The sequence below is a fragment of the Gammaproteobacteria bacterium genome (assembly GCA_024235095.1).
GTDB lineage: Bacteria > Pseudomonadota > Gammaproteobacteria > Competibacterales > Competibacteraceae > UBA2383.
In genome coordinates this window covers 217,826-242,659 of sequence record JACKNC010000003.1, presented here as the reverse complement: position 1 = coordinate 242,659, position 24,834 = coordinate 217,826, and the positions used below count along the sequence as shown (strand labels likewise).

The 24,834-nt window shown below is 53.9% G+C and carries 23 protein-coding genes and 3 pseudogenes; 14 read left to right on the top strand and 12 right to left on the bottom strand.

Annotated features, from left to right (window positions below; genetic code table 11):
* Window positions 1-57 precede the first annotated feature (57 nt).
* Entirely contained in the window at window positions 58-738 is a 681-nt protein-coding gene (locus H6973_17940) for an IS6 family transposase (GenBank protein ID MCP5127447.1), read from the top strand.
* Window positions 739-872: 134 nt separating this feature from the next.
* Here the strand turns inward: H6973_17940 and H6973_17935 are convergent, their stop codons facing one another.
* Complete coding sequence (locus H6973_17935) at window positions 873-1,274, bottom strand: hypothetical protein (protein ID MCP5127446.1); 402 nt, start codon at window positions 1,272-1,274, stop codon at window positions 873-875.
* Window positions 1,275-1,534: 260 nt separating this feature from the next.
* Between H6973_17935 and H6973_17930 the strand changes: the two genes are divergently transcribed.
* Both H6973_17930 and H6973_17925 read left to right on the top strand, forming a co-directional pair.
* Window positions 1,535-2,044 (top strand): ProQ/FinO family protein, encoded by a 510-nt coding sequence (locus tag H6973_17930; protein MCP5127445.1) that lies wholly within the window; start codon window positions 1,535-1,537, stop codon window positions 2,042-2,044.
* A 197-nt stretch (window positions 2,045-2,241) separates the two neighbouring features.
* Window positions 2,242-2,457 carry a hypothetical protein gene (locus tag H6973_17925; GenBank protein MCP5127444.1) on the top strand — a complete coding sequence of 72 codons (216 nt, stop codon included), beginning with the start codon at window positions 2,242-2,244 and terminating at the stop codon, window positions 2,455-2,457.
* 849 nt (window positions 2,458-3,306) lie between these two features.
* Here H6973_17925 and H6973_17920 read toward each other — a convergent pair.
* Window positions 3,307-4,308, bottom strand: a complete 1,002-nt coding sequence (locus H6973_17920; GenBank protein MCP5127443.1) for a metallophosphoesterase — start codon at window positions 4,306-4,308, stop codon at window positions 3,307-3,309.
* 185 nt (window positions 4,309-4,493) lie between these two features.
* Window positions 4,494-5,531, bottom strand: a pseudogene (locus H6973_17915) (IS4 family transposase).
* A gap of 181 nt (window positions 5,532-5,712) precedes the next feature.
* Between H6973_17915 and H6973_17910 the strand changes: the two are divergent.
* Window positions 5,713-6,640 (top strand): annotated as a pseudogene (locus H6973_17910) (IS1595 family transposase).
* Between the two features lie 82 nt (window positions 6,641-6,722).
* On the opposite strand, the pseudogene H6973_17905 reads toward H6973_17910, so the two are convergent.
* Window positions 6,723-7,897 (bottom strand): annotated as a pseudogene (locus H6973_17905) (IS630 family transposase).
* 186 nt (window positions 7,898-8,083) lie between these two features.
* On the opposite strand from H6973_17905, the gene H6973_17900 reads away from it, so the two are divergent.
* From H6973_17900 to H6973_17890, 3 genes are all read left to right on the top strand, one after another.
* Entirely contained in the window at window positions 8,084-8,773 is a 690-nt protein-coding gene (locus tag H6973_17900) for an IS630 family transposase (protein MCP5127442.1), read from the top strand.
* A complete protein-coding gene (locus H6973_17895) occupies window positions 8,774-9,139 on the top strand; it encodes a transposase (GenBank protein ID MCP5127441.1) in 366 nt (121 codons plus the stop codon).
* Between the two features lie 391 nt (window positions 9,140-9,530).
* The gene (locus H6973_17890; GenBank protein ID MCP5127440.1) at window positions 9,531-10,589 is read left to right on the top strand and encodes an IS110 family transposase; all 1,059 of its coding nucleotides are present in this window, start codon (window positions 9,531-9,533) and stop codon (window positions 10,587-10,589) included.
* A gap of 210 nt (window positions 10,590-10,799) precedes the next feature.
* On the opposite strand, the gene H6973_17885 is transcribed toward H6973_17890, so the two are convergent.
* Entirely contained in the window at window positions 10,800-11,480 is a 681-nt protein-coding gene (locus H6973_17885) for an IS6 family transposase (GenBank protein ID MCP5127439.1), read from the bottom strand.
* A gap of 94 nt (window positions 11,481-11,574) precedes the next feature.
* On the opposite strand from H6973_17885, the gene H6973_17880 reads away from it, so the two are divergent.
* Together H6973_17880 and H6973_17875 are read left to right on the top strand one after the other, a co-directional pair.
* Window positions 11,575-11,823 (top strand): TRAP transporter large permease subunit, encoded by a 249-nt coding sequence (locus H6973_17880; protein ID MCP5127438.1) that lies wholly within the window; start codon window positions 11,575-11,577, stop codon window positions 11,821-11,823.
* A 323-nt stretch (window positions 11,824-12,146) separates the two neighbouring features.
* Entirely contained in the window at window positions 12,147-12,659 is a 513-nt protein-coding gene (locus H6973_17875; protein ID MCP5127437.1) for a DUF1269 domain-containing protein, read from the top strand.
* A 204-nt stretch (window positions 12,660-12,863) separates the two neighbouring features.
* On the opposite strand, the gene H6973_17870 is transcribed toward H6973_17875, so the two are convergent.
* On the bottom strand, window positions 12,864-13,391 hold the full coding sequence (locus H6973_17870) for a DUF302 domain-containing protein (GenBank protein MCP5127436.1): 528 nt from the start codon (window positions 13,389-13,391) through the stop codon (window positions 12,864-12,866).
* Window positions 13,392-14,371: 980 nt separating this feature from the next.
* Here H6973_17870 and ygiD point away from each other — a divergent pair.
* From ygiD to H6973_17855, 3 genes are all read left to right on the top strand, one after another.
* Complete coding sequence (ygiD, locus tag H6973_17865) at window positions 14,372-15,175, top strand: 4,5-DOPA dioxygenase extradiol (GenBank protein MCP5127435.1); 804 nt, start codon at window positions 14,372-14,374, stop codon at window positions 15,173-15,175.
* A 286-nt stretch (window positions 15,176-15,461) separates the two neighbouring features.
* Window positions 15,462-15,830: a helix-turn-helix domain-containing protein gene (locus tag H6973_17860; GenBank protein ID MCP5127434.1), complete on the top strand. Its 369-nt coding sequence runs from the start codon at window positions 15,462-15,464 to the stop codon at window positions 15,828-15,830.
* 457 nt (window positions 15,831-16,287) lie between these two features.
* Window positions 16,288-17,205, top strand: a complete 918-nt coding sequence (locus H6973_17855) for a 5-bromo-4-chloroindolyl phosphate hydrolysis family protein (protein ID MCP5127433.1) — start codon at window positions 16,288-16,290, stop codon at window positions 17,203-17,205.
* A 206-nt stretch (window positions 17,206-17,411) separates the two neighbouring features.
* Here H6973_17855 and H6973_17850 read toward each other — a convergent pair whose 3' ends face one another.
* The 6 genes from H6973_17850 to H6973_17825 form a co-directional block, all read right to left on the bottom strand.
* Window positions 17,412-18,416 carry an AAA family ATPase gene (locus H6973_17850; protein ID MCP5127432.1) on the bottom strand — a complete coding sequence of 335 codons (1,005 nt, stop codon included), beginning with the start codon at window positions 18,414-18,416 and terminating at the stop codon, window positions 17,412-17,414.
* Window positions 18,401-19,126: a nicotinamide mononucleotide transporter gene (locus H6973_17845; protein MCP5127431.1), complete on the bottom strand. Its 726-nt coding sequence runs from the start codon at window positions 19,124-19,126 to the stop codon at window positions 18,401-18,403. The genes H6973_17850 and H6973_17845 overlap by 16 nt, the downstream gene beginning before the upstream one ends.
* Before the next feature lie 97 nt (window positions 19,127-19,223).
* On the bottom strand, window positions 19,224-20,030 hold the full coding sequence (locus tag H6973_17840) for an ABC transporter permease subunit (GenBank protein ID MCP5127430.1): 807 nt from the start codon (window positions 20,028-20,030) through the stop codon (window positions 19,224-19,226).
* Window positions 20,030-20,926, bottom strand: a complete 897-nt coding sequence (locus H6973_17835; GenBank protein ID MCP5127429.1) for an ABC transporter permease subunit — start codon at window positions 20,924-20,926, stop codon at window positions 20,030-20,032. The genes H6973_17840 and H6973_17835 overlap by 1 nt, the downstream gene beginning before the upstream one ends.
* Complete coding sequence (locus H6973_17830) at window positions 20,923-22,077, bottom strand: ABC transporter ATP-binding protein (GenBank protein MCP5127428.1); 1,155 nt, start codon at window positions 22,075-22,077, stop codon at window positions 20,923-20,925. Before H6973_17830 ends, H6973_17835 begins: the two co-directional genes overlap by 4 nt.
* Window positions 22,078-22,153: 76 nt before the next feature.
* Complete coding sequence (locus H6973_17825; GenBank protein MCP5127427.1) at window positions 22,154-23,260, bottom strand: polyamine ABC transporter substrate-binding protein; 1,107 nt, start codon at window positions 23,258-23,260, stop codon at window positions 22,154-22,156.
* 116 nt (window positions 23,261-23,376) lie between these two features.
* Here H6973_17825 and H6973_17820 point away from each other — a divergent pair, with 116 nt between their 5' ends.
* Both H6973_17820 and H6973_17815 read left to right on the top strand, forming a co-directional pair.
* Window positions 23,377-23,904: a dihydrofolate reductase gene (locus H6973_17820; GenBank protein ID MCP5127426.1), complete on the top strand. Its 528-nt coding sequence runs from the start codon at window positions 23,377-23,379 to the stop codon at window positions 23,902-23,904.
* 225 nt (window positions 23,905-24,129) lie between these two features.
* Complete coding sequence (locus H6973_17815; GenBank protein MCP5127425.1) at window positions 24,130-24,828, top strand: thioesterase; 699 nt, start codon at window positions 24,130-24,132, stop codon at window positions 24,826-24,828.
* The last annotated feature ends 6 nt before the right edge of the window (window positions 24,829-24,834 follow it).

Genomic DNA, 24,834 nt, shown 5'->3' with positions numbered 1-24,834 from the left:
CTGATAGGGTCGGATTTCGGTAAGCTACACGGCCCCTGTCCTGACTTGAGAACCCGCATGATCGATTTTAGAGGCCACCGCTTTGAACGAGACATCATCCTAACGAGTGTCCGTTGGTACCTCGCCTATCCGTTGAGCTATCGGAACCTGGAAGAGATGCTGGCGGAGCGGGGTGTCGACGTGGATCATTCCAGCGTCTACCGCTGGGTCCAGAAGTTTACGCCGCAGTTGGAAGCGGCTTTCCGCAAAGGACAAAAGCGCCCGGTGGGCACAAGTTGGCGGATGGATGAGACCTACATTAAGGTCAAAGGCCAGTGGAAGTACCTCTACCGCGCGGTTGATCGAGACGGCCAGACGATCGACTTCCTGTTCACGGCGCATCGCGATAAGAAAGCCGCCCTGCGCTTTCTCAAAAAGGCGATACGGCAGCACGGTCTTCCGGACAAAGTCACGATCGATAAGAGTGGCGCTAACACCGCTGCCCTGGATGCACTCCAGGAGGAGACGGGCGCCGCCATTGAGATTCGCCAAAACAAGTACTTAAATAATTTAGTGGAACAAGATCATCGCGCCGTTAAACGGATCGTCCGCCCCATGCTGGGGTTCAAAGGCTTTCATTCTGCTCGGACCACCCTGCGGGGCATCGAACTCCTGCACATGATCAAGAAGGGCCAAATGATCATGGCCGAAGGGACGAATCTCTCCGCCGCAGGACAATTTTATTCACTGGCTGCCTAATAACCTGCAAGGGTTACCCAATCGTGCTCGAAAAAAATTAACGCAACAGAACCCAACAAACCGTAGTAGTACCCCATGAGTCGATCAACTGGCAAAGCCGTTGATCTCTGACCACGCCCTAAGGGCGTGGTTTTCTACGTTGTTAATAACCGACAGTGCGGGGCACGGGTCAACACACAGAGGGGCAGAGGGCAACCATCCACCAAGCGAATCGGGTCCGTCGCCGCCCCCAACTCGATCAGCAGCTGCTGATGAAGCCCCTGCTTGATCACCCACAGATTCGCCGCCTGCTGGGCAAACGTCGTCCGCGATCCGAGTTCCGGGAACCACGACGGCCAATGACGACCGAAGTACTTCCAGATGCCCACATCCGTATCCAGCCCTAAGAACTCGCCGACGACTTCCATCGTGATCACTTCACTATCATTCAGCTTGGGGGCGAAGCCTCGCGAGCGTAAGCAGTGATCCCCGAGCAGGGCATTCAGGTGTTCGTCTACCCAACAAAACACCGTGATGATAAAGTCTTCGAGCGGCATGGCGGTCTCTCCGTGCGGTTGAGGCGGTTGGTTCCTCTCAGCTTAGCTCACATCGCCATGCCGCATCCGCCTGCTCTCATCTCCCCTCGGAAAAGTCGAACATCGCGTAAAAAACGATTTAATGGACGCCCTATCTGAGCCAGATTATGATGTCCACAAACTTAAAACATATTAGACACCTACGACTTAGCGTACGTTTTCGTTCCGTTGGACTTCAAACCCCAACACTCAACAGCCTTATGCTGCCATGAGGCTTTTGCATGTCCCTGGATATGAATCCGATCATCGACCGACTGTGTGAGACCTTCCCAGCGGTTTTTAACCGCCAGACGCCCAAGCCCTTGAAGATTGGCGTGGGCGAAGAACTGATGGCTATGGCCGGCGAGCATCCGGCGTTCGCCGCCTGGACCCGGACCCAGATGCGCCGAGCGATCAAGGGATACACGCGGTCGTTTCGCTACCGGAAGGTGCTGGCTACCGGGGGGGCGCGCTATGATCTGGCCGGGCAACCGGCAGGCGAGGTGACCCCTGAACAACAGGCGCTGGCCCAAACGCCCCGCAAGCAAACCGCCGGGCCGCCGTCCAGCCCTGCTCCATCCCCCGCCGCTCCGGCGTTATCACCGGCGGAACGACAAGCCTTGTTCAAGGAGGTGATGGCGATGGCCATTCCCGGCAAACTCGATGTGACCCTGGGTAGTTTTGCACAACGCCCCGAAAAGGAGCATTCCAACAAAGTTGCAAAAACCTCTTGCCATTCCCATAGGTTTTGAAAGTGGTTTATGAAAGTATTTAGTGTTTGTTTTGTAAGTGATATGTAAAATCTTGCGAAAATGTCCGTTTTTGAAAGCTGAACACTTACAAGGGTTCTGGTTTAACTTCTTTGCAGTATGATTTATAAGAGAGAATTTATCCTTAAATAAATCTACAATTCAATATTTTGGTTTATTTGCCCGTCGGCTCTCAAGTTTTGAAATACACCTTTTCGGGGCGTTGTGCAAAAACACCCACCCTGAAGATCAATCAACTCCCCCAAGCCAAACCCGCTTCATCCGGCACGATGTTGTTTGCTGTGCAGGCCGACGGGCGCATAGTGATTGTCGAGATGAAGAATAAGCAATGGAACACCCTGAAGACGGCGGCGGAAAAGGGGTTCGGGGAGCAATGGAACAGTCAACCGGCTTAAGCGGTTCGATAAAACCATCGTTTTGATGAACCTGCTGGTAGGACGCTTCCATAGGATGCAAAAGTAGAATAACTAGTACAGAAAACTGGTTTGCGAAATCAAAATTCAGTAAGAACTCGTTTCGGTTAGTTTACTGAACTTTCATTATCTGATGACTGTAATAATTTAATATAATTAATAATTTATCCTTATATCGGTTCGCTGTTCCATTGCTCCCCGGACCCCGAAAACTACCCGCAATGGGTGGCGGCGATCACCGGAAAACTAGGTGTAGCGACCTGCAAACATCCGCCGCCCGACCTGCAAACATCGCCGATTCCGGCCCAGATTAGCTGACAACATCCGGCCTCTGCGGCTCACATTATTCTGCTAACAGCCCTGATTATTCGCCAACGGCCTGCAAACATCCGCCTTGGCCGGAATTATCTGCAAACGGCTGGATGCTGTGGATACCGAGCCTATCAGACCGGTGGCGAGCCGCTGCACGTCGTTGATCTGCATCACCATCTCCGATGGTCGTTTGGTTCGATATACTCGACGGCGTTTAGGAAATTCGGACGTTGATTGCTATAGTAAAACAGTTTTATGTTAATTGATTTTCATGAAATAAATAACTGAAATTAATGAAAATATATAAACTAACTAAAAACAGTTTGACTATAGAACCGGTTTTTCGGACTGAGCGATGGTCTTCCGGGCCGACAGAACGGGTCGCACGGATCGGTCTGGAAAAGCGGTCGTTTTTTTTTGAACGACAAGCGGTTGCCTCAGCCCTGCCTCGTTGGCAGATAACCGGGGTCAGCCCGGATGTTTGCAGGCTGAGCCACCGATGTTTGCAGGTCGCTGCAGTTAGGCAGCGATCGACTTCCCACCAGAGATAGCCTCTCGCTCGGAATGGTACTTTTGTCGAAGCGTCTGTGTAAGCACAAGATCTGAGTTCCCACGATCGAAGTAACGTGGACGCAGCTCGCCACCCCGGATCTCCAGGGCGCTCAGACGCCCGCCATAGAACCGGGAGATCCCTGTATCGATTGCGGTAACGAGGTCGCCAAATGTCGGATGCGGAAGCGCAATGTCGTAGCCCAGCGCCTTGGTCGGCCTGTGTCCGACCACAAGCCGCTTCCCCCCAAGCAACCCTAGCCATTCTCGAAGTTTGGATCGATCTCTATCCGAATCGGAAGGCGCACACGCCGTACTAACCCTAAAACCCTTACTCCACAGCGGTCCACGCCCTTCCTCCGAGGTAAGCCACATGGAGCCGTCATCCGGTGCTTCTCCGGCACCCTGGAAGTGCGCCACCCACGATTTGAGCGTAGCGTTCATGACCTCAGGACGGATGCCGACAACCCGTTCATCCAAGCCCGCATGAACGAACACAGTCGTCCCTGATTTCAGGATCGTTGGTCTCTGCCGGATCCACTGCGCGAATGGACTATTACCTCGGTAGATCGCATGAAGACCATCCACGTCGTCGTACCAGAAGCGCTCAAGCGCCAAGACCTCGCGGGCAGCGACGTACCTGAAATCACCTTGGGCGACCAACAATTCGTGATTGCCAAGCAAGGCATGCACCGCTCCGCCTTGAAGCGGCGCATCTTGCTGAAGCATCATCACGAAAGCAATCGCGTTGACCGAGTCGGCACCCCGGTCATTGATATCTCCCATCAGAATCAGGTTTGCCGATCCACCAGCCCAGTTCCCCGCCGCATCCACGATCCCCAACCCGATGAGAATCCGCACCAAGGCGTCCAGATCTCCATGAACGTCCCCAATTGCGAAGATGCAATCACGGTCACCCAGATCCCAGGATGGTTCGTCTGAGGAACTCACCGTCGTCATCTCATCGTTCATGTGTGTACCTATTCATTATCAATTTCAGAAAAATGTATGAGAATATAACATCAATACTGGCAAAATTGACCCGTCGCGGTTTTAGCTTACCACCTATCAGTTTCTCATCACGGGGCAAACTCGATAGAAGGAAGGTAAAGGTTGTTGCATTTGTAGCTTCCGGTGGATTGCGCGCAGACCCCAGGTGAACCAGGAAACGGCGCTACGGGCGAGTTTTCGAAAGGTCCAATGGTGAGGATCGGTCTGTTCTTGCGTCTTTTTTCCAGGGGCGTGGGGTGATCGTGGGCCTCCTCTTGACCGACGCGCACGCACCAGTACATGGCCAAGGCCATGATCAGCAGCAACCGATCGAGCCGATCAGCGGCCTGTAACTGCGTGTCTTCTAATTGAAAACCGCGACTTTTGAAATCGGAGAACATCGGCTCAATGCCCCAGCGACTTGCGTAATCCCGCACGGTCGCCCGATTCGGCGGGTCATTCATGGCGATGATCCAGGGTTCCGGGTGGGCCCCCTCATGCCAAATCGCCAGATTCGTCGCGACCCCTTGATTGAATAACCGCACATTGGGCAGATAGCGCTCGGTTTGCCCTGTGGCAAGCACCCCGGTCGTGGTCATGTCTCCAAACCCTGGATCCACATTGAGATTGCCTTTCAATCGTAACCGATAATGCCAACCGGACTGCGCGTGAAGCCACGCGAATAAATCCACCGAGGGATAAAAGCGATCCGCCGAAAGCAGCACCTCGGCTCCCGCCGGGAGCCACGCTCGAACTTGTTCTAATACCGCTTTCTGGGCCGCAAAACCCAGATTGGCCGGGCCGGCTTCCACCCGCCAAGCAAGGGGTAAGGCCCGATCGCCGATCCCAAGGCTCACCATCAAAATCGCAAAACGATCCCCCAAATCGGTTTGATCCAGACTCAAAATAATCGTTTGTCCCTGCTGGCCCGTCGCCGCCAAGGTTTGGCGCGCCCACGGTTCCAGCACTTCCGTACTCGACAGCAACGGATTCTTCAACAACCGCCGCAGCCACTGCTCGCGCATATCTTGCCGTTCGGTCTCCAAGGGTAGGAGATTGGCGAGTTCCACCGTATTCGGGGTCTGGGCTTCCAGGATGGCGCCCACCGCTAAAGCTAGCTTGGCGCGTACCGTCTTGCGTAGCGTCGGGTGGGCAGCTCTCAACCCCGCTTCGATTTCTGTTGCCAACTGCCGAATCGTTCCCATGATCCCCTCATGATGTTCGTTAAACTCATAATCCTAGTCTAACTCAGAACTGATAGGTGGTAAGGCGGTTTTAGTCAGAGGCTCAATATGGATTCCAGGCTGTTAAAGATGGCTCGCCCTGCCAAGGGACAGGAGCTACACTGAAGAGGTTTTGAACCGCCGCGCTCCAGGTTTCCCGTCGATGATCAACCTTCAGAATCTACTGGACGATGTCCGGTGTTACGAAACGGTCCGCCAACTGCGCTGGCCCGATGGGGTTCACTGCCCCCATTGTGGGGCGGCGAACGTGACGAAGCAGGGTCACGACACGACCCAACCGGCGCGACAGAAATATCGGTGTGCCGGGTGCCATCGCTCTTTTGACGATCTAACCGGGACGGTGTTGGCCGGCCACCACCCGCCGTTACGAATTTGGATATTATGTTTATATTTTATGGGTTTGAACTTATCTAATGCCCAGATTGCCCAAGAGTTGGCGTTGAATCCGGAGACGTGCAGCGGATGACCGAGCAACTGCGCCAAGGTATCGTCGCCCGCCAACCCGAACCCACCTTGGCGGGGGAAGTGGAATGCGACGAGGTCTATGTGGTGGCCGGGCATAAAGGGCATCCGGACGCGGTGAAAAAAAAGGCCGCCGCGGGCGGCGTCGCCGGCTGAAGGGGGCACGGGGTCGAGGCACCCTGGAGCAGGAAAAGCCGCCGATTCTCGGCATGATTGAGCGCGGCGGCGCGGTGGTCGTCCGGATGCTGGATAATGTCCAGCAAGCGACCATCCAACCGCTCCTTCAGACTTTCATCGCCCCGGGAACCCGGGTGTATACCGATGAATATGCAATCTATAACCCATTGAAGGATTGGGGCTTTGATCATCATACGGTGTGTCACAGCCGGGGTGAATACGCCCGCGACGACGATGGCGATGGCTTCCATGAGATTCATGTTAATACCGCTGAGGGTTTCTGGTCCCTGTTGCGTTCCTGGTTGCGACCCCATCGAGGAATTTCGCAAGAAAAGCTGCCGCTCTACCTGGGCTTCTTTCAGTTCGTGCATAACGTCCGCATTCGGGGCAAAGGCTTGCTCAGACCTCTCTTGGAACTGCTGGTCGCCTAACAACGCCAACTGACTGGAATCCATATTGAGCCTAGTCAGAAATACCCTTCTACCCCTTCCAGGAGCTACTCCTATAGTCTCGCTAGTGGGCTGACACAGAAGTTTTGACAGGTTCAGAGGTTTCTAGGTCCACCGGGGTTTCAGAAGATTTCAAGGGAGGATAGAGGCGCTTGAGTTTGACCCGGGCCAAGTCGGTGCCGAACTGCCAGTGGATTTTGGTCTGACGTAGGTTGCGTGGGCCTTGCCAAGCGGCGATTTCCTTCCGCAAAGTTTCGAGGTTCGCAATGCGGCGATTCAAACACTGGCCGGCGAGAACAGCGAACTCACATTCCGCCATATTGAGCCAACTGCCATGCTTGGGGGTGTAATGAAATTCGAGCTTGCGGGTGATCCGGCGGGCTTCCTCTGGAGAAAAGACACTATACAAGGCCGCAGGAGTGTGGGTATTGAGGTTATCCACGACCAACCGGATTCGCTCCGCCTTCGGAAAGTACACATCAACGAGTTGCTGCATTTGCTGGGCAAAATCGCGTTTGGTGCGCTGTTTCGTGACATTAACATGACGCCACCCGCGCAAGGGTTGTACGAATAGAAATAAATTGGCGGTGCCTTCGCGTTTGTATTCACAGTCATAGCGCGCCGGTTGACCCGGGCGGGCGGGTTGAGGACAGCGGGTTTCGCTGGTCAATTGCACCGGACTTTCATCGAAGCACACTTGGGGGTATTGAGGATCATCGGGTTCGGCGTACAGGTCCAACACATCCTCCATATGCCAAACATAATCGGGACTGACACTGGGAATACACCATTCTTGACGTTGCCAGGGTTTGAGGTCGTTTTTTTAAGGATGCGCCGCACACTCTCACGGGAAATGGCTTCGATGGGCCGGAGTTCCATGAAGCGGTCCGCTAACAATTGGAGAGTCCACTGACAACGGCCAGCGGGCGGGGTACTACAGGCCAAGGCGACCAGAAAGGCGGCCTGTTTGCCGGTCAAGGCCGGGGGCAAACCGACTCGTGGCCGCTCGCTTAACGCCGCCAGCAACCCTTCGTCGACAAACCGTTGACGGGTACGATGAACGGTCGAAATCCCCAAGTGAAGGCTTTGGGCAATGGCCTCATCCGTCGCCCCTTCCGCAGCCTGCAGCAACACATGGGCACGGGCAACCTTGCGCGCCGCTGCCTTGCCTTTATGAATGACCTTCAGCAGGTCTTCCCGCTCCTCTTCAGTTAGATCAACCAGATACTTGTGGGCCATGGTGATTCCTCCTGTTGATCTCAACCATAGGGCACCCACCGCTACCTGTCAAAACTTCTGTGTCAGCCCACTATAGGCTTGCCAACGATTATCCCTACATTATCAACGAACTGAGCGTTAATCAAATTGTCTAATAACTATAGAAGACCTCTTTAGAGACTCTAAATTTATAGAGGAGGTGCGGCAATGAACGCGGAATGGATGTTTGATGCACGTAAAATACCGGATGAAGTGATGAATTACATCCGGCGTATTGCGGTTCGCGCGGTCGAAGAGAAGCATTATGGTCCGGAGCTTGTTGCTGATTTTTTGGGTATCGACCGAACGAGTATTTATGATTGGCTTCGCAACTATCGTTATGAAGGAGAAGAAGCCCTGGATACCCGGAAAGCGCTCGGCGCCACGTGTGTGATGACTCCGGATATTGATCGATGGTTAAAAGAAACGATACTCAATACGACGCCGGCGGATCATGGCTATGATACGGTTTTATGGACTTTAGAGATCATGGTTAATTTATTGAAAGAGTACTTTGGTTTATGGGTATCGGATGCCACGGTTCGTCTGCATTTACATCAATTAGGACTGAGTTGTCAAAAACCTTGTTATCATGCCTTAAACCAGGATCAGGAGGAAGTTAAAAAGTTTATTAATGAAGAATTTAAAGAGATTCAGAAGCGGGCTCAAGAACTTGGAGCGGATATTGCGTTTCAGGATGAGTCATGGGTTCAAGGCCATACGCGTTCTGGACGGACGTGGGGCTTAGTCGGTCATCCGCCTGAAATTAAAGTGAGTGATGACCGGGGTGGGTTTCACATTTTATCGATGGTTACGGCGACGGGCGAGTTAATATTTGAAGTGACCACTCAAAAATGAGTGAGTGGGGTTTTCATTGCCTTTTTAGAGAAGGCATTAGAGGGTCGAGAGCGCCCATTAATTGTCATCACGGACAATGCGTCTTATCATACCTCGAAAGAAGTCAAAGCCTTTCTTGAGACGCATCGAAAACAAATCCGCTTGTTCTTTCTTCCCCCCCACTCGCCAGAGTTAAATCCGGATGAACAGGTTTGGAATGAGATCAAAAATGATCATCTGGAAAAGGAGCCAATTAAAAACCGGGCTGATTTCAGAGCGCGCGTTTATTCTGCTTTGGAAAAGCTAAAAGAATTTCAGGAAAGGGTCAAATCATTTTTTAGGCTCCCTGATACTCAATACGCTAATCCTGAAAAAGCTCCAGCATGATTTTTGTGGGGATAACTATTAGCAAGACAATAGCATATTACTTGCCAGGAGAAACAGAAGTCTTCGAGTGTCAAAATCCCATTTGGATCTCGCCGTGTCAATACGTGATCGGCCAAAAGATTCCTATTCTTATCAATCCGCGAAACCCAAAGCATGCCCACTCTAAGAACACGATACTTCTCTTTACTGCGTCCCTAGTCCTTTTAGGACTTGGAATATTAACGTTGGTCACAGTAATAAATGGATGAGAATTAATCCTAATAAAGAGATGCAACATAATCCGCCTTAGAGACTAATGGAATGGTCCGCCCCGCTCCTCCAACGAGCCCAAAGCGGGCGAAATAGTGAATGCTGACTCACATCATATTAACCGAGATAACGGAGCGGACCCATGAAAGAGTATACCAATGAGCGCGTCATTAAGGTTGTCGGCATTGATCTGGCCAAGCGGAGTTTTCACGTTTACGGCGTGGACGAGAACGGTCAACGGGTGATCCGCAGGACCTTCAACCGGGTACGTCTGAGTGAATTCATGGCGAATCTGCCCGCCTGTACGGTGGCCATGGAAGCCTGTGGCAGTGCGCACTATTGGGCGCGGCAGTTCCGGGAGGACGGCCATGAGGTACGGTTGATCGCGCCCCAGTTCGTGAAGCCCTTTGTGAAATCCAATAAAAACGACGCCGTCGATGCCGAGGCGATTTGCGAAGCGGCCCAGCGGCCCAGGATGCGGTTGGTGGCGATCAAGAGCGTGGAACAGCAAGATATCCAGGCGATTCACCGGATGCGCAGTTTGGGGGTGGAACGCCGCACCGCCCAGGTCAATCAGATTCGCGGTTTTTTGTTGGAATACGGCATTGAAATCCCGCAGGGGCGTGTGGCGGTGAACCAGCGCCTGCCGGAGATTCTTGAGGATCCAGAGAACGGCCTCAGCGAGCGCTTCCGGGCTGAGCTACGCGAGTTGGCTGACGAACTCCGTCACTTGGATGAACGGGTTGCTCATTATGACGCCCAGATTGAGACCCTGGCGGAAAGCCATCCGCAGGCGCAAGCGTTGATGACGATCCCCGGTCTGGGCGCCAAGGGCGCGACCGCGTTGGTAGCGGCCGTCGGCGAGGATCCCCGACTCTTTAAGAACGGGCGGGGTTTGGCGGCTTGGCTGGGCCTGGTGCCGCGCCAGCACTCCACCGGTGGACGGGACCGCTTACTGGGTATCAGTAAACGGGGGGATGTCTACCTGCGGCAGTTGCTGATTCATGGCGCCCGCGCCGTGTTGCGCTGGGTCGAGCGCAAGGACGATCCGACGAGCCGCTGGGCCCGGGGACTGAAAGGCCGTCGCCATGCCAACGTGGCGGCCGTCGCGTTGGCCAACAAGATCGCCCGGATCGCCTATGCGGTGATGACGACCGGCCAGCCCTATGATGCGGCCAAAGGCGCTCTGGCTCCGGTTTGAGTCTTTCTACGCTTCATCCGCGACCCGGTCGCTACGACCACCCCAGTACCTCCCACCATAAGTTGCGAAGAGTGAATCTCACGGTGATGGCATGAAAGACCAGTTCTGCATTTCCGAAAACCTGATTCGTACAAAAGCCGGCTCTGCCGAGACTGCGGGTTCTGTTGCGTTAATTTTTTTCGAGCACGATTGGGTAACCCTTGCAGGTTATTAGGCAGCCAGTGAATAAAATTGTCCTGCGGCGGAGAGATTCGTCCCTTCGGCCATGATCATTTGGCCCTTCTTGATCATGTGCAGGAGTTCGATGCCCCGCAGGGTGGTCCGAGCAGAATGAAAGCCTTTGAACCCCAGCATGGGGCGGACGATCCGTTTAACGGCGCGATGATCTTGTTCCACTAAATTATTTAAGTACTTGTTTTGGCGAATCTCAATGGCGGCGCCCGTCTCCTCCTGGAGTGCATCCAGGGCAGCGGTGTTAGCGCCACTCTTATCGATCGTGACTTTGTCCGGAAGACCGTGCTGCCGTATCGCCTTTTTGAGAAAGCGCAGGGCGGCTTTCTTATCGCGATGCGCCGTGAACAGGAAGTCGATCGTCTGGCCGTCTCGATCAACCGCGCGGTAGAGGTACTTCCACTGGCCTTTGACCTTAATGTAGGTCTCATCCATCCGCCAACTTGTGCCCACCGGGCGCTTTTGTCCTTTGCGGAAAGCCGCTTCCAACTGCGGCGTAAACTTCTGGACCCAGCGGTAGACGCTGGAATGATCCACGTCGACACCCCGCTCCGCCAGCATCTCTTCCAGGTTCCGATAGCTCAACGGATAGGCGAGGTACCAACGGACACTCGTTAGGATGATGTCTCGTTCAAAGCGGTGGCCTCTAAAATCGATCATGCGGGTTCTCAAGTCAGGACAGGGGCCGTGTAGCTTACCGAAATCCGACCCTATCAGCTAACGCAACAGAACCCCGATCTTTACCCCGATCGCCATGGATCTGGATTTTAATCCTCTCTGGTTCGCGATGCTGGTTTGTGTGAATTTACAAACCTCTTTCCTGACGCCGCCGTTTGGCTATGCCCTGTTCTATTTCAAGGGTGTCGCGCCTCCTGCTTACACGATGGGTGATATCTACAAAGGCATCATGCCCTTTGTCATGATTCAAATTCTTGGCCTGATTCTGCTGGTGATCTTCCCTGGTCTGATTACTTGGTTGCCGTCCCTCTTTTTCGGTGATTAGCCTGTCTGACTAGACTACCGTGTGGCGTCATGCCATGCGATTCTAGTTTTCGATTTATCTGGATGTGGGCATCCACTGTGTGAAACAGTAATCTGCGCCAAAAAGACCAATTTGGCCGATTTATCCGATGTGGCTTTATTAAACTACAGTATGGCTTTACTTCCCATGCTGCAAGGCATAGCATCAATCAAGCCATGGCGATTCCGCGGATTCAGTAATCCATGGATTACCAAAGGCGTTTCAATGTGGGACCGGACGCATGTACTTTTCCGCGGCGTTAGCCGGTCGAGTTTTGCCGCGGATAGCAGGAAAAGGAGAGCAAGATGAAGCGCATCTATTTTCTGGTTCCTCAGGTCGAGGTGGCGAAAAAGATCGTGGATGAATTATTGCTCGCACGTATTGAGGAGCGGCACATCCACATCCTGGCGAAGCAAGGCACGCCGCTTGAGCATTTGCCAGAGGCTTCGTTCCTTCAAAGAACTGATTTTATCCCCGCCATGGAACGCGGCTTGGCGGTGGGCGGCTCGTTTGGCGCACTGGCGGGACTGGTGGCTGTAGTTCTGACTTCTGCAAGCCTGGTCGTGGCGGGCGGCGGCATTGTGCTGGCTGGCGGTCTGGCGGGCGCTGGCGTTGGCGCTTGGTTGAGCGGAATGGTGGGCCTCAGCGTCGACAATACCCGGCTGAAACAATTTGAAGTGGCTATCGAACAAGGTGAATTGCTGATGATGATCGATGTACCACGTAATCGCGTTAATGAAATCACCGATCTGGTGGCTTCGCATCATCCCGAAGCGCATCCAGAAGGCATGGAACCGACTATTCCCGCTTTTCCGTAATTTTCTCTTGCCCCCTCTCCTGCCAGTGAGAGGGGGGTTATTACACTCCTGTTCAGTAGATCTCCACTATCAATTCGTTTTTCACGCGATGCAGGGCGGATTTGCAGTTCGGTGAGAACTTAACAGCTCTGCCTCCTTCCGGGGATAAGGCAGACTATCCCTTTTTGGGGGTTGACCAAAACTACCCCTTTGTAGGTGGCTTCTTTACTCGGAAATATCCTGTCGAGAAGCCGGCTGGGATGATTGCTCTCTTGAGCGACGCCCTCTTCTTGAGTGTTCCTGAGCAACGGTTTCCTCGGTAAATTCGGCGAGCGCCTTGCTGATTCTTCTTACCACGGGACACTGCGCAATGCCATGACGCGCTGCCAGCGCGTCCGGGTCTTCGTAACCAAGCCAAACCTGACCTGAAGCGTCCATCCAGACGAGTATTTTCAGGGGCAAATCGATCCCGACCGTTTGGCTACATCCCATAAACTTCGTCCCTACCCGTGGATTGCCAAAAATTAGCACTTCCGTTGGACGTAATGATTCGCCAACCTCTCTTGCGGCGGCTGCATGGTCAATCCGGGCAAATACCTTCATGTGTTTTTGTTCGACAATCTGTTCCAGACGATCCATCGTTTCTTTGGGACTCAAAGGGCTTTTAATAGCAATCAATCCCTCGGCAGCCTCCACCGGCAAAGTCATAACGAACAGAAAGCTAATCCAAAGCGCATGCAGTTTCTTTATCATTAACAACTCCTCACAGGTTTATGGTAGGGTAAACACTCCTACAGTGTAGTCAGAAATCTTTTGAATGGCTGCTCTATCGACTTTAGCATCCGTATGGCTTCACTTTTGGTATGCACAGAAGGTGAGGTAGAGAAACCACCCGTTTTGCAGGTGGTTTCTTTTTTTCTGAAGCCCGCAAGTGACTTGTTGTGCCTCTTACTACCTATCGGTTCCGCATCATAGGCCGTTGTAGATGTTATAGCCCGGATGAAGCGAAGCGAAATCTGGGGCGCCCTGGATTCCGCTATGTTCCATCTAGGCTACGAGTTACGAGTTACAAGCAGCCTTTTTAAGGTGGCAGTGTGGAATCAATGACTTATAGCGGGTTTTTTGTCAAGAATTGTGCCAAGTAAAAAATTTAGATTATTAAATATCAAGTGATTATGTAAACACCTTAAAAGGGCTGGAGCTGCAAGCTATCGATCTGTCCGCGATGAGGAACTGATAGGTGGTGAAGTTGCGCCTCTTTGATAGTGCTTACATGGCCGAAATCTGTCGCTTTGCCAAAAGGCGTGGGACTGATAAGGAATAGATCCTTTATCATATGCACTGTAGCGATTCCGGCTCTGGAATGTCGCCTGCTCTGGTATGATTAACATAAAGTATGAGCAATTTGTTCAGAAATGTCTGAAAGGGTTGGCTGTATTTCTGGTTCGACAGTACACTGATTAGGAGCGGTATCGGGTTAGTTTTCGGTAAGGTTGATTGCCGTTTGGGATACATACCTCGCAGCAAGCTGCGAGGTATCGTCTGTTAAATACCCTACAGCTTGCTGTGGGGTTGTTTATTAACCTGATCCCATTAAAAATTGTCTGAACTATTGTTTAAGATGAGTTTACCTGAGATTGTGAGGAGATGATGGAAGCGGTGTGTCTGTTGGTGACAGAACCTATCCAAATCGCCTTATCGTTAAGAGGTTTTCTGTTGTTGGTGTATAGACTATGTCCTACTCTGAAGCTTTTAACTGCCTTCCCGATATGCCGCGAATGCCGGTCTTGTTTGTCGGTCATGGCAGTCCGATGAATGCCATCGAGGACAACCGTTTCAGTCGAACGTGGCGTGAGGTCGGGAATACGCTACCTAAACCGCGCGCTATCTTGTGCGTCTCAGCGCACTGGGTGACCCGTGGGACGATACTAGCGCATGTAGGTCATCAACCGAAAACGATCCACGATTTTGGAGGTTTCCCTGCCGGATTGTACACCCAACAGTATCCGGCTCCTGGCGCACCGGAGATGGCGGAAGCAATGATGAGTCTTGTGCGTGCTCCGGTATCTGCTGATACTGAGTGGGGCCTGGATCATGGTGCGTGGTCGATCCTTATGCATTTGTTCCCGGCAGCGGATATTCCCACGTTTCAACTCTCTCTCGATCTTGCCCGGCCACCGGTTGAACACTTTGTGTTGGGACGTGAACTTAAACCACTGCGTGAAAAAGGTGTGTTGATTGTGGGAAGTGGCAATATCGTTCACAATCTGCGTGCTATGCGGCTGGATGCATTGGCTTATGATTGGGCCGAAGTCTTTGACGCGGATCTCACTACTAAACTGGAAGCGCGGAATTTTCAGGCCGCTGCTGATTATCAGATGCTGGGTGATGTCGCGCGGCTTGCGCATCCGACCTCGGAACACTATTTGCCTGTTCTTTACCCGCTTGGTGCAGCTGATGAAAGGGACGAGCTACGCTTTTTCAATGTAGGATTTGATCTGGCTTCTCTGTCAATGCGTTCGTTTGTTTTGCAGTAGTTCCTTTATTGTCGGAGTTTTTCTTCAGAAATAAGGGTGTTTAGTCTGTGTGATTCGTCGAGTGTTGTGGTTTTTTAAAAAGATGATGATATAAGAAAGCTTAACACAAAACAGTTTACTGGCCATTATGCAAGATGTCATGTTGCGGTCATTTTTTAGTCAATTTCACTAACCTACACCAACTTCCGGTTTTTCAAGCTCTCGCTTATCACCCTGATTTCGGTATTCGGAAGTTATCCACAGCTTCTGTGGATAACTCTAGTGCTTCAACCGATCTGATTTGACTTTGCAGGGCAGATTCGTTTGCTGTACGGAACTACGAATAGAGAAGCCGGATCATGCCTCTACCCAAATACACGTTCGTCTGACTACTGAAGGGCGCGCTTATCTGAAAGATCTGATCCACACCGGGTCGCACCAGGCGGCCGTCACGTTGATCCATGCCCGGATTCTGCTGAAAGCGGATGTCGGCCCTGGAGGGCCAGGTTGGGACGCTGATCGCATTACCGAAGCGATCGAATGTAGCCCCTCGACGGTCTATCGAGTTCGTCAAGTGTTTGTCGAGGAGGGGATAGCGGGCGCGCTGTTCCGCAAGAAACCGGCCGGCCGGCTCTACCGCAAACTGGATGGGGCGCATGATTACACTGGCCTGTAGTGAACCACCGGAGGGGCAAAGGAACACGCCCGTAATGCCAATACTCAAGCCATCAACTGGCGCTTCACCACACCCGATGCACGCATTAAGCTTAAACACCTTTACCCATCAATTCAGGGTGGTTGAAGCACTAGTCATACTTACCCGTTATTTGCTTATTAAGGATTTTTCCCTTGACACGAATCCAAGTGTGCAGGTTATGCCTTGCAAGCCACTACCCAAAATATCATTCTACATATTTATTTCAATCACCATTGACGTGTATAGTTACTTTTAATCGTTAGCTACTGAACCCTTCCGCCGCTATGCCTGATTTCCTGCGCAAGTTCATCGGCCTGTTACTCATTTTCGCCGCAGTGGGCGTCGCCTCCTGCCAGGCGCTGGTTGCCTCCTGTTCGCACAGCGCTACCGCCGCGCCGACTCTCCACGCGCCGCGCTAACTGCGGGAACCGCTATCATGGGCCGCTTTCTCCTGCTGGCCGGCGTTATCTTGATCCCGTTCACCGCCCTCCTTCTCTTCATCAAACATACGATTCAAAATATGGCTGAACGTTACCGCCTGCCCTCCGGCGAATTTCCCTCAACTAAGGGCTTTCTGATGTTTCTGCTACCGTTGCCGGTGCTGGCCGCGGCCTTTATGTCGTTGGCGCGAGGCCAACTCGACCCCTTGATCGGCGATGCCGCCGGTTATGGATTGTTTTTAGCCGGCGCCCTGTTCTTGCGACGGGGCCTGTTGTCCGAAGGGGAGTACGATCGTCGCCGCATCGCCAAAGCGCCCTGGCCGTTTAAAATCCTGGGTAGTAGTCTAATTGCGGTGGCTACCGGCATTACCGCCTGGCTGGGGGTAGGTCATCACCTGACCATCAGCGGGGCGTTTGCCCTGCTCGCGCTGCTCGGTTGCTATCTGTGCTACGGTTTCGATCCGCGTGTGGCTAAGCGCTTCACCGACAGCGCTGGCGTGGACGCTACCGAACCGGTTTTGCAGGCGCTGGAACAAGCCGAACGCACGCTTGCTGCGATTGAGGAAGCGACCCACGATATTCGCAATGCGGAGTTGAACGCCCGGTTGCAGCGCATCGCGCAACTGGCGCGGGATATTCTGAAGATGCTGGAGGAAGACCCGCGCGATCTGCGGCGCGCTCGCAAGTTCCTGAACATCTATCTAGACGGCGCACAGAAGGTTACGGAGGGTTATGCGAAAACCCACAGCCGGGTTGCCGCGCCGGAACTAGATGATAGTTTTCGCCAGGTGCTGGTGACGATTGAAGCGGTTTTCCAGGAACAGCAACAGAAACTGCTGGAAAGCGATATCACTGATCTCGATATCCAGATCGAAGTGTTAACCACGCAATTGAAGCGCGAGGGAGTGATTTAGCCGTCGATGTCCTTCAGCCCCAGGAAAAAGTTCATAACCTACGCTCCGGCAACGTGCGCCGGAGTTGCTACGCCTGGACTCTGGTGTTAAGAAAATAGCATTGCGATTTAAATTCTGGAAAAAGAGGCTGGGAATTGCTGGTAGCGGTGGGCGATAATTTTAAGTGTTAGCTCAATAAGAGTTTTCTTGCCGCGTAGAATCCGGCTTCAGTTGCAAACATCCAACAAGTTACTGAACTTTCTATGCCGTCGCAGTATCTTCTCGACGTATACGATACGCTCATCCAATGGGCCACGGACATTGAAGAAAGGCACCCGTCTTTCCGCAAGATCACCAACAATCTGTTTCTGAAACCATTTCCGCTTTTGGTCACCGCTGCGATCCCAGGTGTCCGCGTAGGGAATATCCGTATCACAGAGAAAGAAAAGGTCGTACCGTTTTTCTGCTTCCCGCGCCAGCCGCGTCAATGTCGGACCTGCACAGCCATGGTAGTCCTGGGCGAAGACGTAGGTGGTGATCGGACTCGTGTCGCAGAAGAGGTAGGTGCAACTATTAAGTACTAGCGCATCTTCCCGGCGGTTGTGTTCGGGGGCGATCGCCTCGAACTGCTGCAACGTGATTCGCCGGTCCACTTGGCGCTCCAGCCAGTACTCTGCGCCGTATTCAGGCATCCACGCTGTCTTGTGCCGCTCCGCCAGAGTTCGAGCGAGCGTAGTCTTGCCGGTCGAAGGCGCGCCCATAAAACAGATCTTGGTGATCAGGTCGGCGTAGACCCGTGGCGCAATATACGGCCGCCCTGCGAAGGGGTCGGCGCGCAATGCGGTTCCGCTGATGGGCACGGCCCGACGCGCCTCGTCAACCCGACGGTCCACAGCGCCCAGCGCGCGGCTGACGTGGTCGCCATAGAATTCGCTCGAGTAGAAGTGCGTGATGCGCAGCCCCCCGAGCTTCTTGAGTATGTAGGTTTCCTGTTCGTGACGAATTTCCGGGGTATCGCCGTAGCCCGTGGGGCCATCCCAGGCTTCGATGATCCGCACCGTGGGGTACAGCGCTTTTATCCAGCCGGCGCGAACCTGGAGCGGCACGTCGGTCACGTCCGTGGCATAGACCATGACGATTAACTCATCGACCTCGGCCAAAGCGGTTTCCACCAGCAGTTGGTGTCCACGATGGAATGGCGCGAACTTGCCCAGCGTTAAACCGCGTCGCATACGCCCTCCGCAGTGTTCTTACGAGTTTCCAACGCCATCACCTGCTTCATCCCTTGGTGCCACCGCCAATACCCGAACAGGGCATTGAGCAGAAAAAGCGACCACATCAGGACCATCAAATCGCCGGCCTCGCCCCCGGCGCTGACGCGCAGGCCCCATAGGCCGATCGTGACGACATTTAGCAAGATATAGACCAACCACTGCTCTTTGTACCGCCCCATCATCAGGAAGGTGGCCACAATGGAAAGAACGTTGGTGGCGGCATCGATAAAGGGCGTGTTCTGGTTTGGGTTCAGTTGCAAGACCCCTCCGAGCGCCACGGTGCAGATCATGCAAACAGCCGCAATGAACGCCCGTTGGAATCCGCTCAGCTGGCGCATGGCCACCGTTTTGCTCGATGTCGTGTGGCGCCGCCACAAGAGATAGCCGACGATGCCGGTCGGGACGAAGAAGAAGAGATTGAGGTAGACCTCACCGTACAGGCCGTTGCCGTAGGCCAGAACAGAATAGGAGAGACTGTTGTAAAGGCCGATCAAGTACCCTTCCCGACGCCCGATGGCAATCAGACCCACGCATAATATCCCAGAAAGGAAGACGCTAAGGTCAAAGACGCTCGTCGATAGAACGGCGCTCAGTACGCTCCCCACGCTCATGAGAAACAGGAGCCAGGCAAGGTCAATCCTAGCGTAGGGCGATGTTTCTGAAGTCATGGCATCCCTAATACTATTCGGCATAAATAACTTAGTTTAAATACAATTTCTAAATGTATGGATAACCATTGGCAAGGTTATGCAATGGTTTCTGGGTTCATCGCCAGGGGTTTCGTGACTGTTGCATCAACAATCCCGCCACCAGCACCGCGCAACTAACCAGCGCGATAATAATCGTCGCCAAGGCATTAATTTGTGGACTGATCCCCAGGCGCACACTGGAGTAGACCAGCATTGGCAAGGTCGTGGCGCCGGGGCCGGAAACGAAACTGGCAACCACCAGATCATCCAGCGACAGGGTAAACGCCAGCAGCCAGCCAGCGATCAGCGCTGGCGCAATCAGCGGCAGGGTGATGGTGAAAAAGACCTTCGTGGGTCTAGCGCCCAGGTCCAGCGCCGCTTCCTCCAGCGACCGGTCGAAACCGGACAACCGGCTTTGCACGACCACGGTCACATAGGCCATCGAAAATGTGGCGTGGGCCAGCAGGATCGTGGTTTGTCCGCGGCCAGCTGGCCAGCCGACCAAGCCTTCCATCGCGACAAAAAGCAGTAGCAACGAAAGGCCAATCATGACTTCCGGCATGACCAGGGGCGCGGTGACCATGATGCCCAGACTGGCATGGCCCCAGGTCTTGCGGAAACGCACCAGCGCCAGTGCAGCAAGGGTGCCCAGCACCACCGCCAGACTGGCGTTGAGTGCGGCGATCTTCAGGCTCAATCCAGCGGCGTCCAGCAGCGCCTGATTCTCCAGCAGGGCGGCATACCAACGCGTGCTGAATCCGCTCCAGACGGTGACCAGCCGGTTCTCATTGAAAGAATAGACGATCAGACTGACGATCGGCCCGTAGAGAAAAGCATAACCCAACAGCAAAACGGTGACCCAGGCCAACCCATGACGTTTCATCAGGAACCCTCGGCCAGGCGTTGTTCAAAATGCCGCATCAGCACGAACGGAATGATCAGGACCACCAGCAGCACTGAGGCCAGGGCGGACGCCAGCGGCCAGTCCTTGTTGTTGAAAAATTCCATCCACATCATCTTGCCAATCATCAGCGTGTCCGGTCCGCCCAGCAGATCCGGAATCACGAATTCGCCCATCACGGGAATAAACACCAGCATCGATCCGGCCAGAACGCCGGGCAAGGACTGTGGTAGGGTGATGGTCAGAAACTGCTTCCAGGGCTTGCAACCGAGGTCCGCCGCCGCCTCCAGCAAAATCGGGTCGAGCCGCACCAGGGTCGCATAAAGCGGCAACACCAAAAACGGCAGGTAGCTGTACACCACACCGATGTAAACGGCTGTCGAAGTGTGAAGAATCTCCAATGGTTGATCGATCACGCCCAAGCCCATCAGTAGTTGATTCAGCAAGCCGTTGTTTTTCAGAATGCCGATCCAGGCGTAGACGCGGATCAGAAACGAGGTCCAGAACGGCAGCACCACTAGCATGATCAACGGCAACCGCCAATAGGTCGGCGCCGTGGCGATACCATAAGCCATCGGGTAGCCAATGAAGAGACAGAACAGCGTGGAAATCGCAGCAACCTTGAACGACCCTAATAGAGCGTTCAGATAAAGCGGATCCTCCCAGAGCATCAGGTAACCGCCGAAATTAATCTTGATGGTCACCAGGCCTTGATCGACCTCGCGCAGCATAGCCATGAACGGCGGTTGCGCTAGGGTCGGCTCTGAGAGGCTGATTTTCAGCACGAACAGGAAGGGCAACGCAAAGAACACCGCCAGCCACAACCAGGGTATGGCCACGACTAAACTGTGTACATCGAAACGGAAAGCCGCTTTCACTGGGTCAACAGCCGGCAACTGTGAAAATCCCAGCCAAGGGTGACCGGCTGGTCCCAGGTCAGCGCTTGTTCCGCCAAGACTTGAACATTGGACTGGGTGAACTTGGCCAGATAACCGCTGGCCAATTGCACATAGTGGATCGAGACATCGCCCAGGTAGGCGATTTCCTTGATTACGCCGCGAATCCGGTTCGGCTCATCGCTATTATCATTGTCGTTGCGATTGCCAGGGATTGCCAGCAGCTTCTCCGGACGCACGGCGACGGTGACTTCCATGCCGGGCAATAACTGCTCGCTATGGCGAGCCAGGATGTCGCCGCCGGCCTGCTCGGAATGCACCCGCACCCGGTCATCCTCCTGGCTGATCACCCGACCCTCAAACAAATTGACCAACCCAATGAAATCAGCAGCATATCTGGTCAGTGGAAATTCGTACATACGCCGGGGCGGGTCCACCTGCTCAATGCGGCCCTGGCGCATCAGGGCGATGCGCGAAGACATGGTCATCGCCTCTTCCTGATCATGCGTCACGATGATGAAGGTAATGCCCAGGCGCTCCTGCAGGTTCACCAACTCAAACTGGGTTTGCGCCCGGAGCTTCTTGTCGAGCGCGGCCAACGGTTCATCCAAGAGCAGAATCTTCGGATGTTTCGCCAGCGCCCGGGCTAGGGCCACGCGCTGGCGCTGACCGCCAGAGAGTTGATGAGGCCGACGCCGGGCCAGGGATTCGATTTGCACCAGCGCCATCATTTCCCGGACCCGTTCACGACGTTCAGCCCTGAGCATCCGCTCCTGTTTCAGGCCAAAGGCGATATTGTTGGCCACGCTCATATGGGGAAACAGCGCGTAGGACTGGAACATCATGTTCACCGGCCGATGGTACGGCGGCACATCGGTAACATCCTGTCCGGCAAGAAAAATGCGCCCGCTGGTCGGCTGTTCAAAACCGGCCATCAACCGCAACAAGGTAGTTTTCCCGCAACCGGACGCGCCGAGCAGCGAGAAAAACTCGCCAGGATAGAGGGTCAGGCTGACCTCATCGACCGCGTAGACCGAACCAAAGGTTTTGGTAACGCGGTCAATGCGCACAATCGGCTCAGCATCCGGCGACTGCCAGGGGTACTCGGGATTCAGAATGGCGGATGGAGGCATTGGATCGAAAAAACGTCCCCACTCCTGGCAGGAGCAAGGTTGGGGTGAGCAAGTGACGGGATTCGCAAAAACGCTGCTATTGCCCGGTCTTGACACGGGTCCATGCCCGATTGAGCGCGCGCATCGCTGATTCGGACGGAGTTTTCAGGACAATGAACCGTTCCCGAGTGGATGGCGGCGGATAGATGCCCGGATCATTGCGGATCGCCTCGTCAACGAATTCAGTAGCCTTCGCGTTGGCGTTGGCATAGGAAACATAGTTGCTAATCGACGCGATAACCTTTGGATTTAGTAGATAATCGATGAACTGGTGGGCAGCGCCGGGGTCCGGCGCGTCGGCTGGAATCGCCATCACATCGGTCCAGACTACCGCGCCCTCAGCCGGCGCGACATAACCAATGCGCACATTATTGCCCGCTTCTCTAGCGCGATCCCGTGCTTGCAGAACATCGCCAGAATAGCCCTGAGCCACGCATAGATCGCCATTCGCCAGGTCATTGATGTACTGGGAACTGTGAAAATAACGTATAAAGGGACGTACGGCGCTGACGGCCTGGGCCGCCTCGTCGATGGCTTTCTGACTGAAATCGTCAGTCGGCTTCCCCAAATAAGCGCGGGCGGCGACAAACACTTCAATAGGATCATCCATCAGCGAGACGCCGCATTCCGCAAGCTTTTTCACGATCTCGGGATCGAAGAGCAACCGCCAACTATCTTTTGGCGTCTGATCGCCTAGAATCGCCTGAACCTTGTCAATGTTGAAGCCAATCCCTGTCGTACCCCACATGTAGGGAACCAGGTATTGATTATCGGGATCGATGTCACTCAGCGACTTGAGAATCACTGGGTCGAGATTCGCGTAGCGGCTCAGTTTTTTCTTATCGAGAGGCTGATAGATACTGGCCTTGATGTGCCGGTCGGCAAAGGGCCGTGCGGTCGGGAAAACCAGATCATAGCCACTGCGTCCGGCCAGCAGTTTAGCTTCCAGGATCTCGTTGGAGTCGTAAACGTCATAGGTGACCTTGATACCCGTCTGCTTCTCGAAGGAAGCGATGGTGTCCTCGGCAATATAGTCGGACCAGTTGTAGATATGCAGTTGATCTTCCGCGCCTGCCGTCAAAGATAGCGACAGCGCCATACCCAGAGCGGCAAAAATCCTTGCACCCCAAACCGTTTTCTTCATTGCAAACGTTCTCCCGGAAGCCGAAACGAGATCAGTGAGGATATTCGATTAGAATTAAAACATTGTGATGACTTCGTCCATGATTCTCAATAGACATGGATGGAACAAGGAGAAAAATGACTACGCAACTCACGTTGATCGCCGCGCTGACCCGAAACGAGGTGATTGGGCATGGCAACCGCCTGCCCTGGCGGTTGCCGGCGGATTTACGTTTCTTCAAGCAAATCACCATGGGCAAACCCCTGCTCATGGGCCGGCGCACTTGGGAATCCATTGGCCAGCCGTTGCCAGGCCGACGCATGATAGTTTTGACCCATGATCCCGACTACGCGGCGCTCGGTTGCACCGTAGTCCATGCCCTGGATGAGGCGGTGATTGCCGCTGGTCCAGTTCCAGAAATCATGGTCATCGGCGGCGCGGCGCTCTATGCGCAAACCTTGCCGTTGGCCAACCGGCTGTATTTGACCCGGATTGAAACCGATCTCCCCGGCGACGCCTGGTTTCCGGGATGGAACCCAGAGCGTTGGCGACTGGAATGGGAGGAAACGCATCCTGCCGACGCCGATCATGCCTGGCCTTACCGCTTTCAGCGTTGGGAGCGATTGGCGTCTTCGCCTGCAAGCAGGCCCTCAAGCAATAGCTAAGAAGCTGTACAAAGGCTTCTGTAGCCTGGATGCAGGGTTTTCCCGGATTTCGCTACGCTCCATCTGGGCTACACTCTGGTCAAACTACTTTGAGAAGGATGAAGTAAGATTATCGGATACGCCAAGCCACAGCGCCTGGTTCATTAATGAATTTTTGAAATTAAAACACTCATGAGCAGCCCCTGGTTTGTCCGATCTAAACCCAAACCTCATGCAGATCTTTGTTTGTTTTGCTTCGCTCACGCCGGTGGAGCGGCCTCTGCTTTCCATCCCTGGGGCGCAAAACTGGAGGGAGTCGAGATATGGGCAATCCAGCTCCCTGGCCGGGAAGGCCGTCTGTCCGAACCACTGATTACGGATTTTGCGATTTTGCAGCAGCGTCTCGTCGATGAATTAGCGCCCCGACTGGATCGACCGTTTGCTTTCTTTGGCCATAGCATGGGCGCTATTGTGGCTTATGAAGCCGCACGGGAGTTGCAGCAGCGGGGACTGCCAATGCCAGTGCGGATTTATGCGTCTGGACGGCGCGCGCCCACGCGGCCTAACCGGGAACCGCCGCTGCATCCGCTTCCTGACGCTCAGTTTATTGCCGAACTGAAGCGCCGCTTTGCCGGATTGCCTGCCGTTATTCTGGCGGAACCGGAGCTATTGGCGTTATTTTTGCCGATCCTGCGCGCTGATTTGACGATGCTGGAGCGACATGACTTTAAGCAGGAACCGGTGCTTGACGTACCGATTGCTGCTTATGGCGGGCAAGACGATCCCCAAACCTCATCGGATGACCTGGAAGCCTGGCGAGCGTTAACGACCGGCGCTTTTGATCTGCGCTGTTTCCCAGGCGGACATTTCTATTTGCATGAGCAGCGAGACAGCTTTTTGCCGCATTTGGCCGGTGAATTGAACCAGCGACCGTGGCTAACCTGAGCCGGA

Bases quoted from the DNA above. Each gene is read 5' to 3' on its own strand.
- H6973_17870 (MCP5127436.1), bottom strand. From the start codon at position 13,391: ATGATAAAGAAACTGCATGCGCTTTGGATTAGCTTTCTGTTCGTTATG.
- H6973_17880 (MCP5127438.1), top strand. From the start codon at position 11,575: ATGGATCTGGATTTTAATCCTCTCTGGTTCGCGATGCTGGTTTGTGTG.
- H6973_17850 (MCP5127432.1), bottom strand. From the start codon at position 18,416: ATGCGACGCGGTTTAACGCTGGGCAAGTTCGCGCCATTCCATCGTGGA.
- H6973_17935 (MCP5127446.1), bottom strand. From the start codon at position 1,274: ATGCCGCTCGAAGACTTTATCATCACGGTGTTTTGTTGGGTAGACGAA.
- H6973_17820 (MCP5127426.1), top strand. From the start codon at position 23,377: ATGACTACGCAACTCACGTTGATCGCCGCGCTGACCCGAAACGAGGTG.
- H6973_17930 (MCP5127445.1), top strand. From the start codon at position 1,535: ATGTCCCTGGATATGAATCCGATCATCGACCGACTGTGTGAGACCTTC.
- H6973_17920 (MCP5127443.1), bottom strand. From the start codon at position 4,308: ATGAACGATGAGATGACGACGGTGAGTTCCTCAGACGAACCATCCTGG.
- H6973_17825 (MCP5127427.1), bottom strand. From the start codon at position 23,260: ATGAAGAAAACGGTTTGGGGTGCAAGGATTTTTGCCGCTCTGGGTATG.
- H6973_17885 (MCP5127439.1), bottom strand. From the start codon at position 11,480: ATGATCGATTTTAGAGGCCACCGCTTTGAACGAGACATCATCCTAACG.
- H6973_17855 (MCP5127433.1), top strand. From the start codon at position 16,288: ATGGGCCGCTTTCTCCTGCTGGCCGGCGTTATCTTGATCCCGTTCACC.
- H6973_17900 (MCP5127442.1), top strand. From the start codon at position 8,084: ATGAACGCGGAATGGATGTTTGATGCACGTAAAATACCGGATGAAGTG.
- H6973_17940 (MCP5127447.1), top strand. From the start codon at position 58: ATGATCGATTTTAGAGGCCACCGCTTTGAACGAGACATCATCCTAACG.
- H6973_17830 (MCP5127428.1), bottom strand. From the start codon at position 22,077: ATGCCTCCATCCGCCATTCTGAATCCCGAGTACCCCTGGCAGTCGCCG.
- H6973_17840 (MCP5127430.1), bottom strand. From the start codon at position 20,030: ATGAAACGTCATGGGTTGGCCTGGGTCACCGTTTTGCTGTTGGGTTAT.
- H6973_17875 (MCP5127437.1), top strand. From the start codon at position 12,147: ATGAAGCGCATCTATTTTCTGGTTCCTCAGGTCGAGGTGGCGAAAAAG.
- H6973_17845 (MCP5127431.1), bottom strand. From the start codon at position 19,126: ATGACTTCAGAAACATCGCCCTACGCTAGGATTGACCTTGCCTGGCTC.
- ygiD (MCP5127435.1), top strand. From the start codon at position 14,372: ATGTCCTACTCTGAAGCTTTTAACTGCCTTCCCGATATGCCGCGAATG.
- H6973_17890 (MCP5127440.1), top strand. From the start codon at position 9,531: ATGAAAGAGTATACCAATGAGCGCGTCATTAAGGTTGTCGGCATTGAT.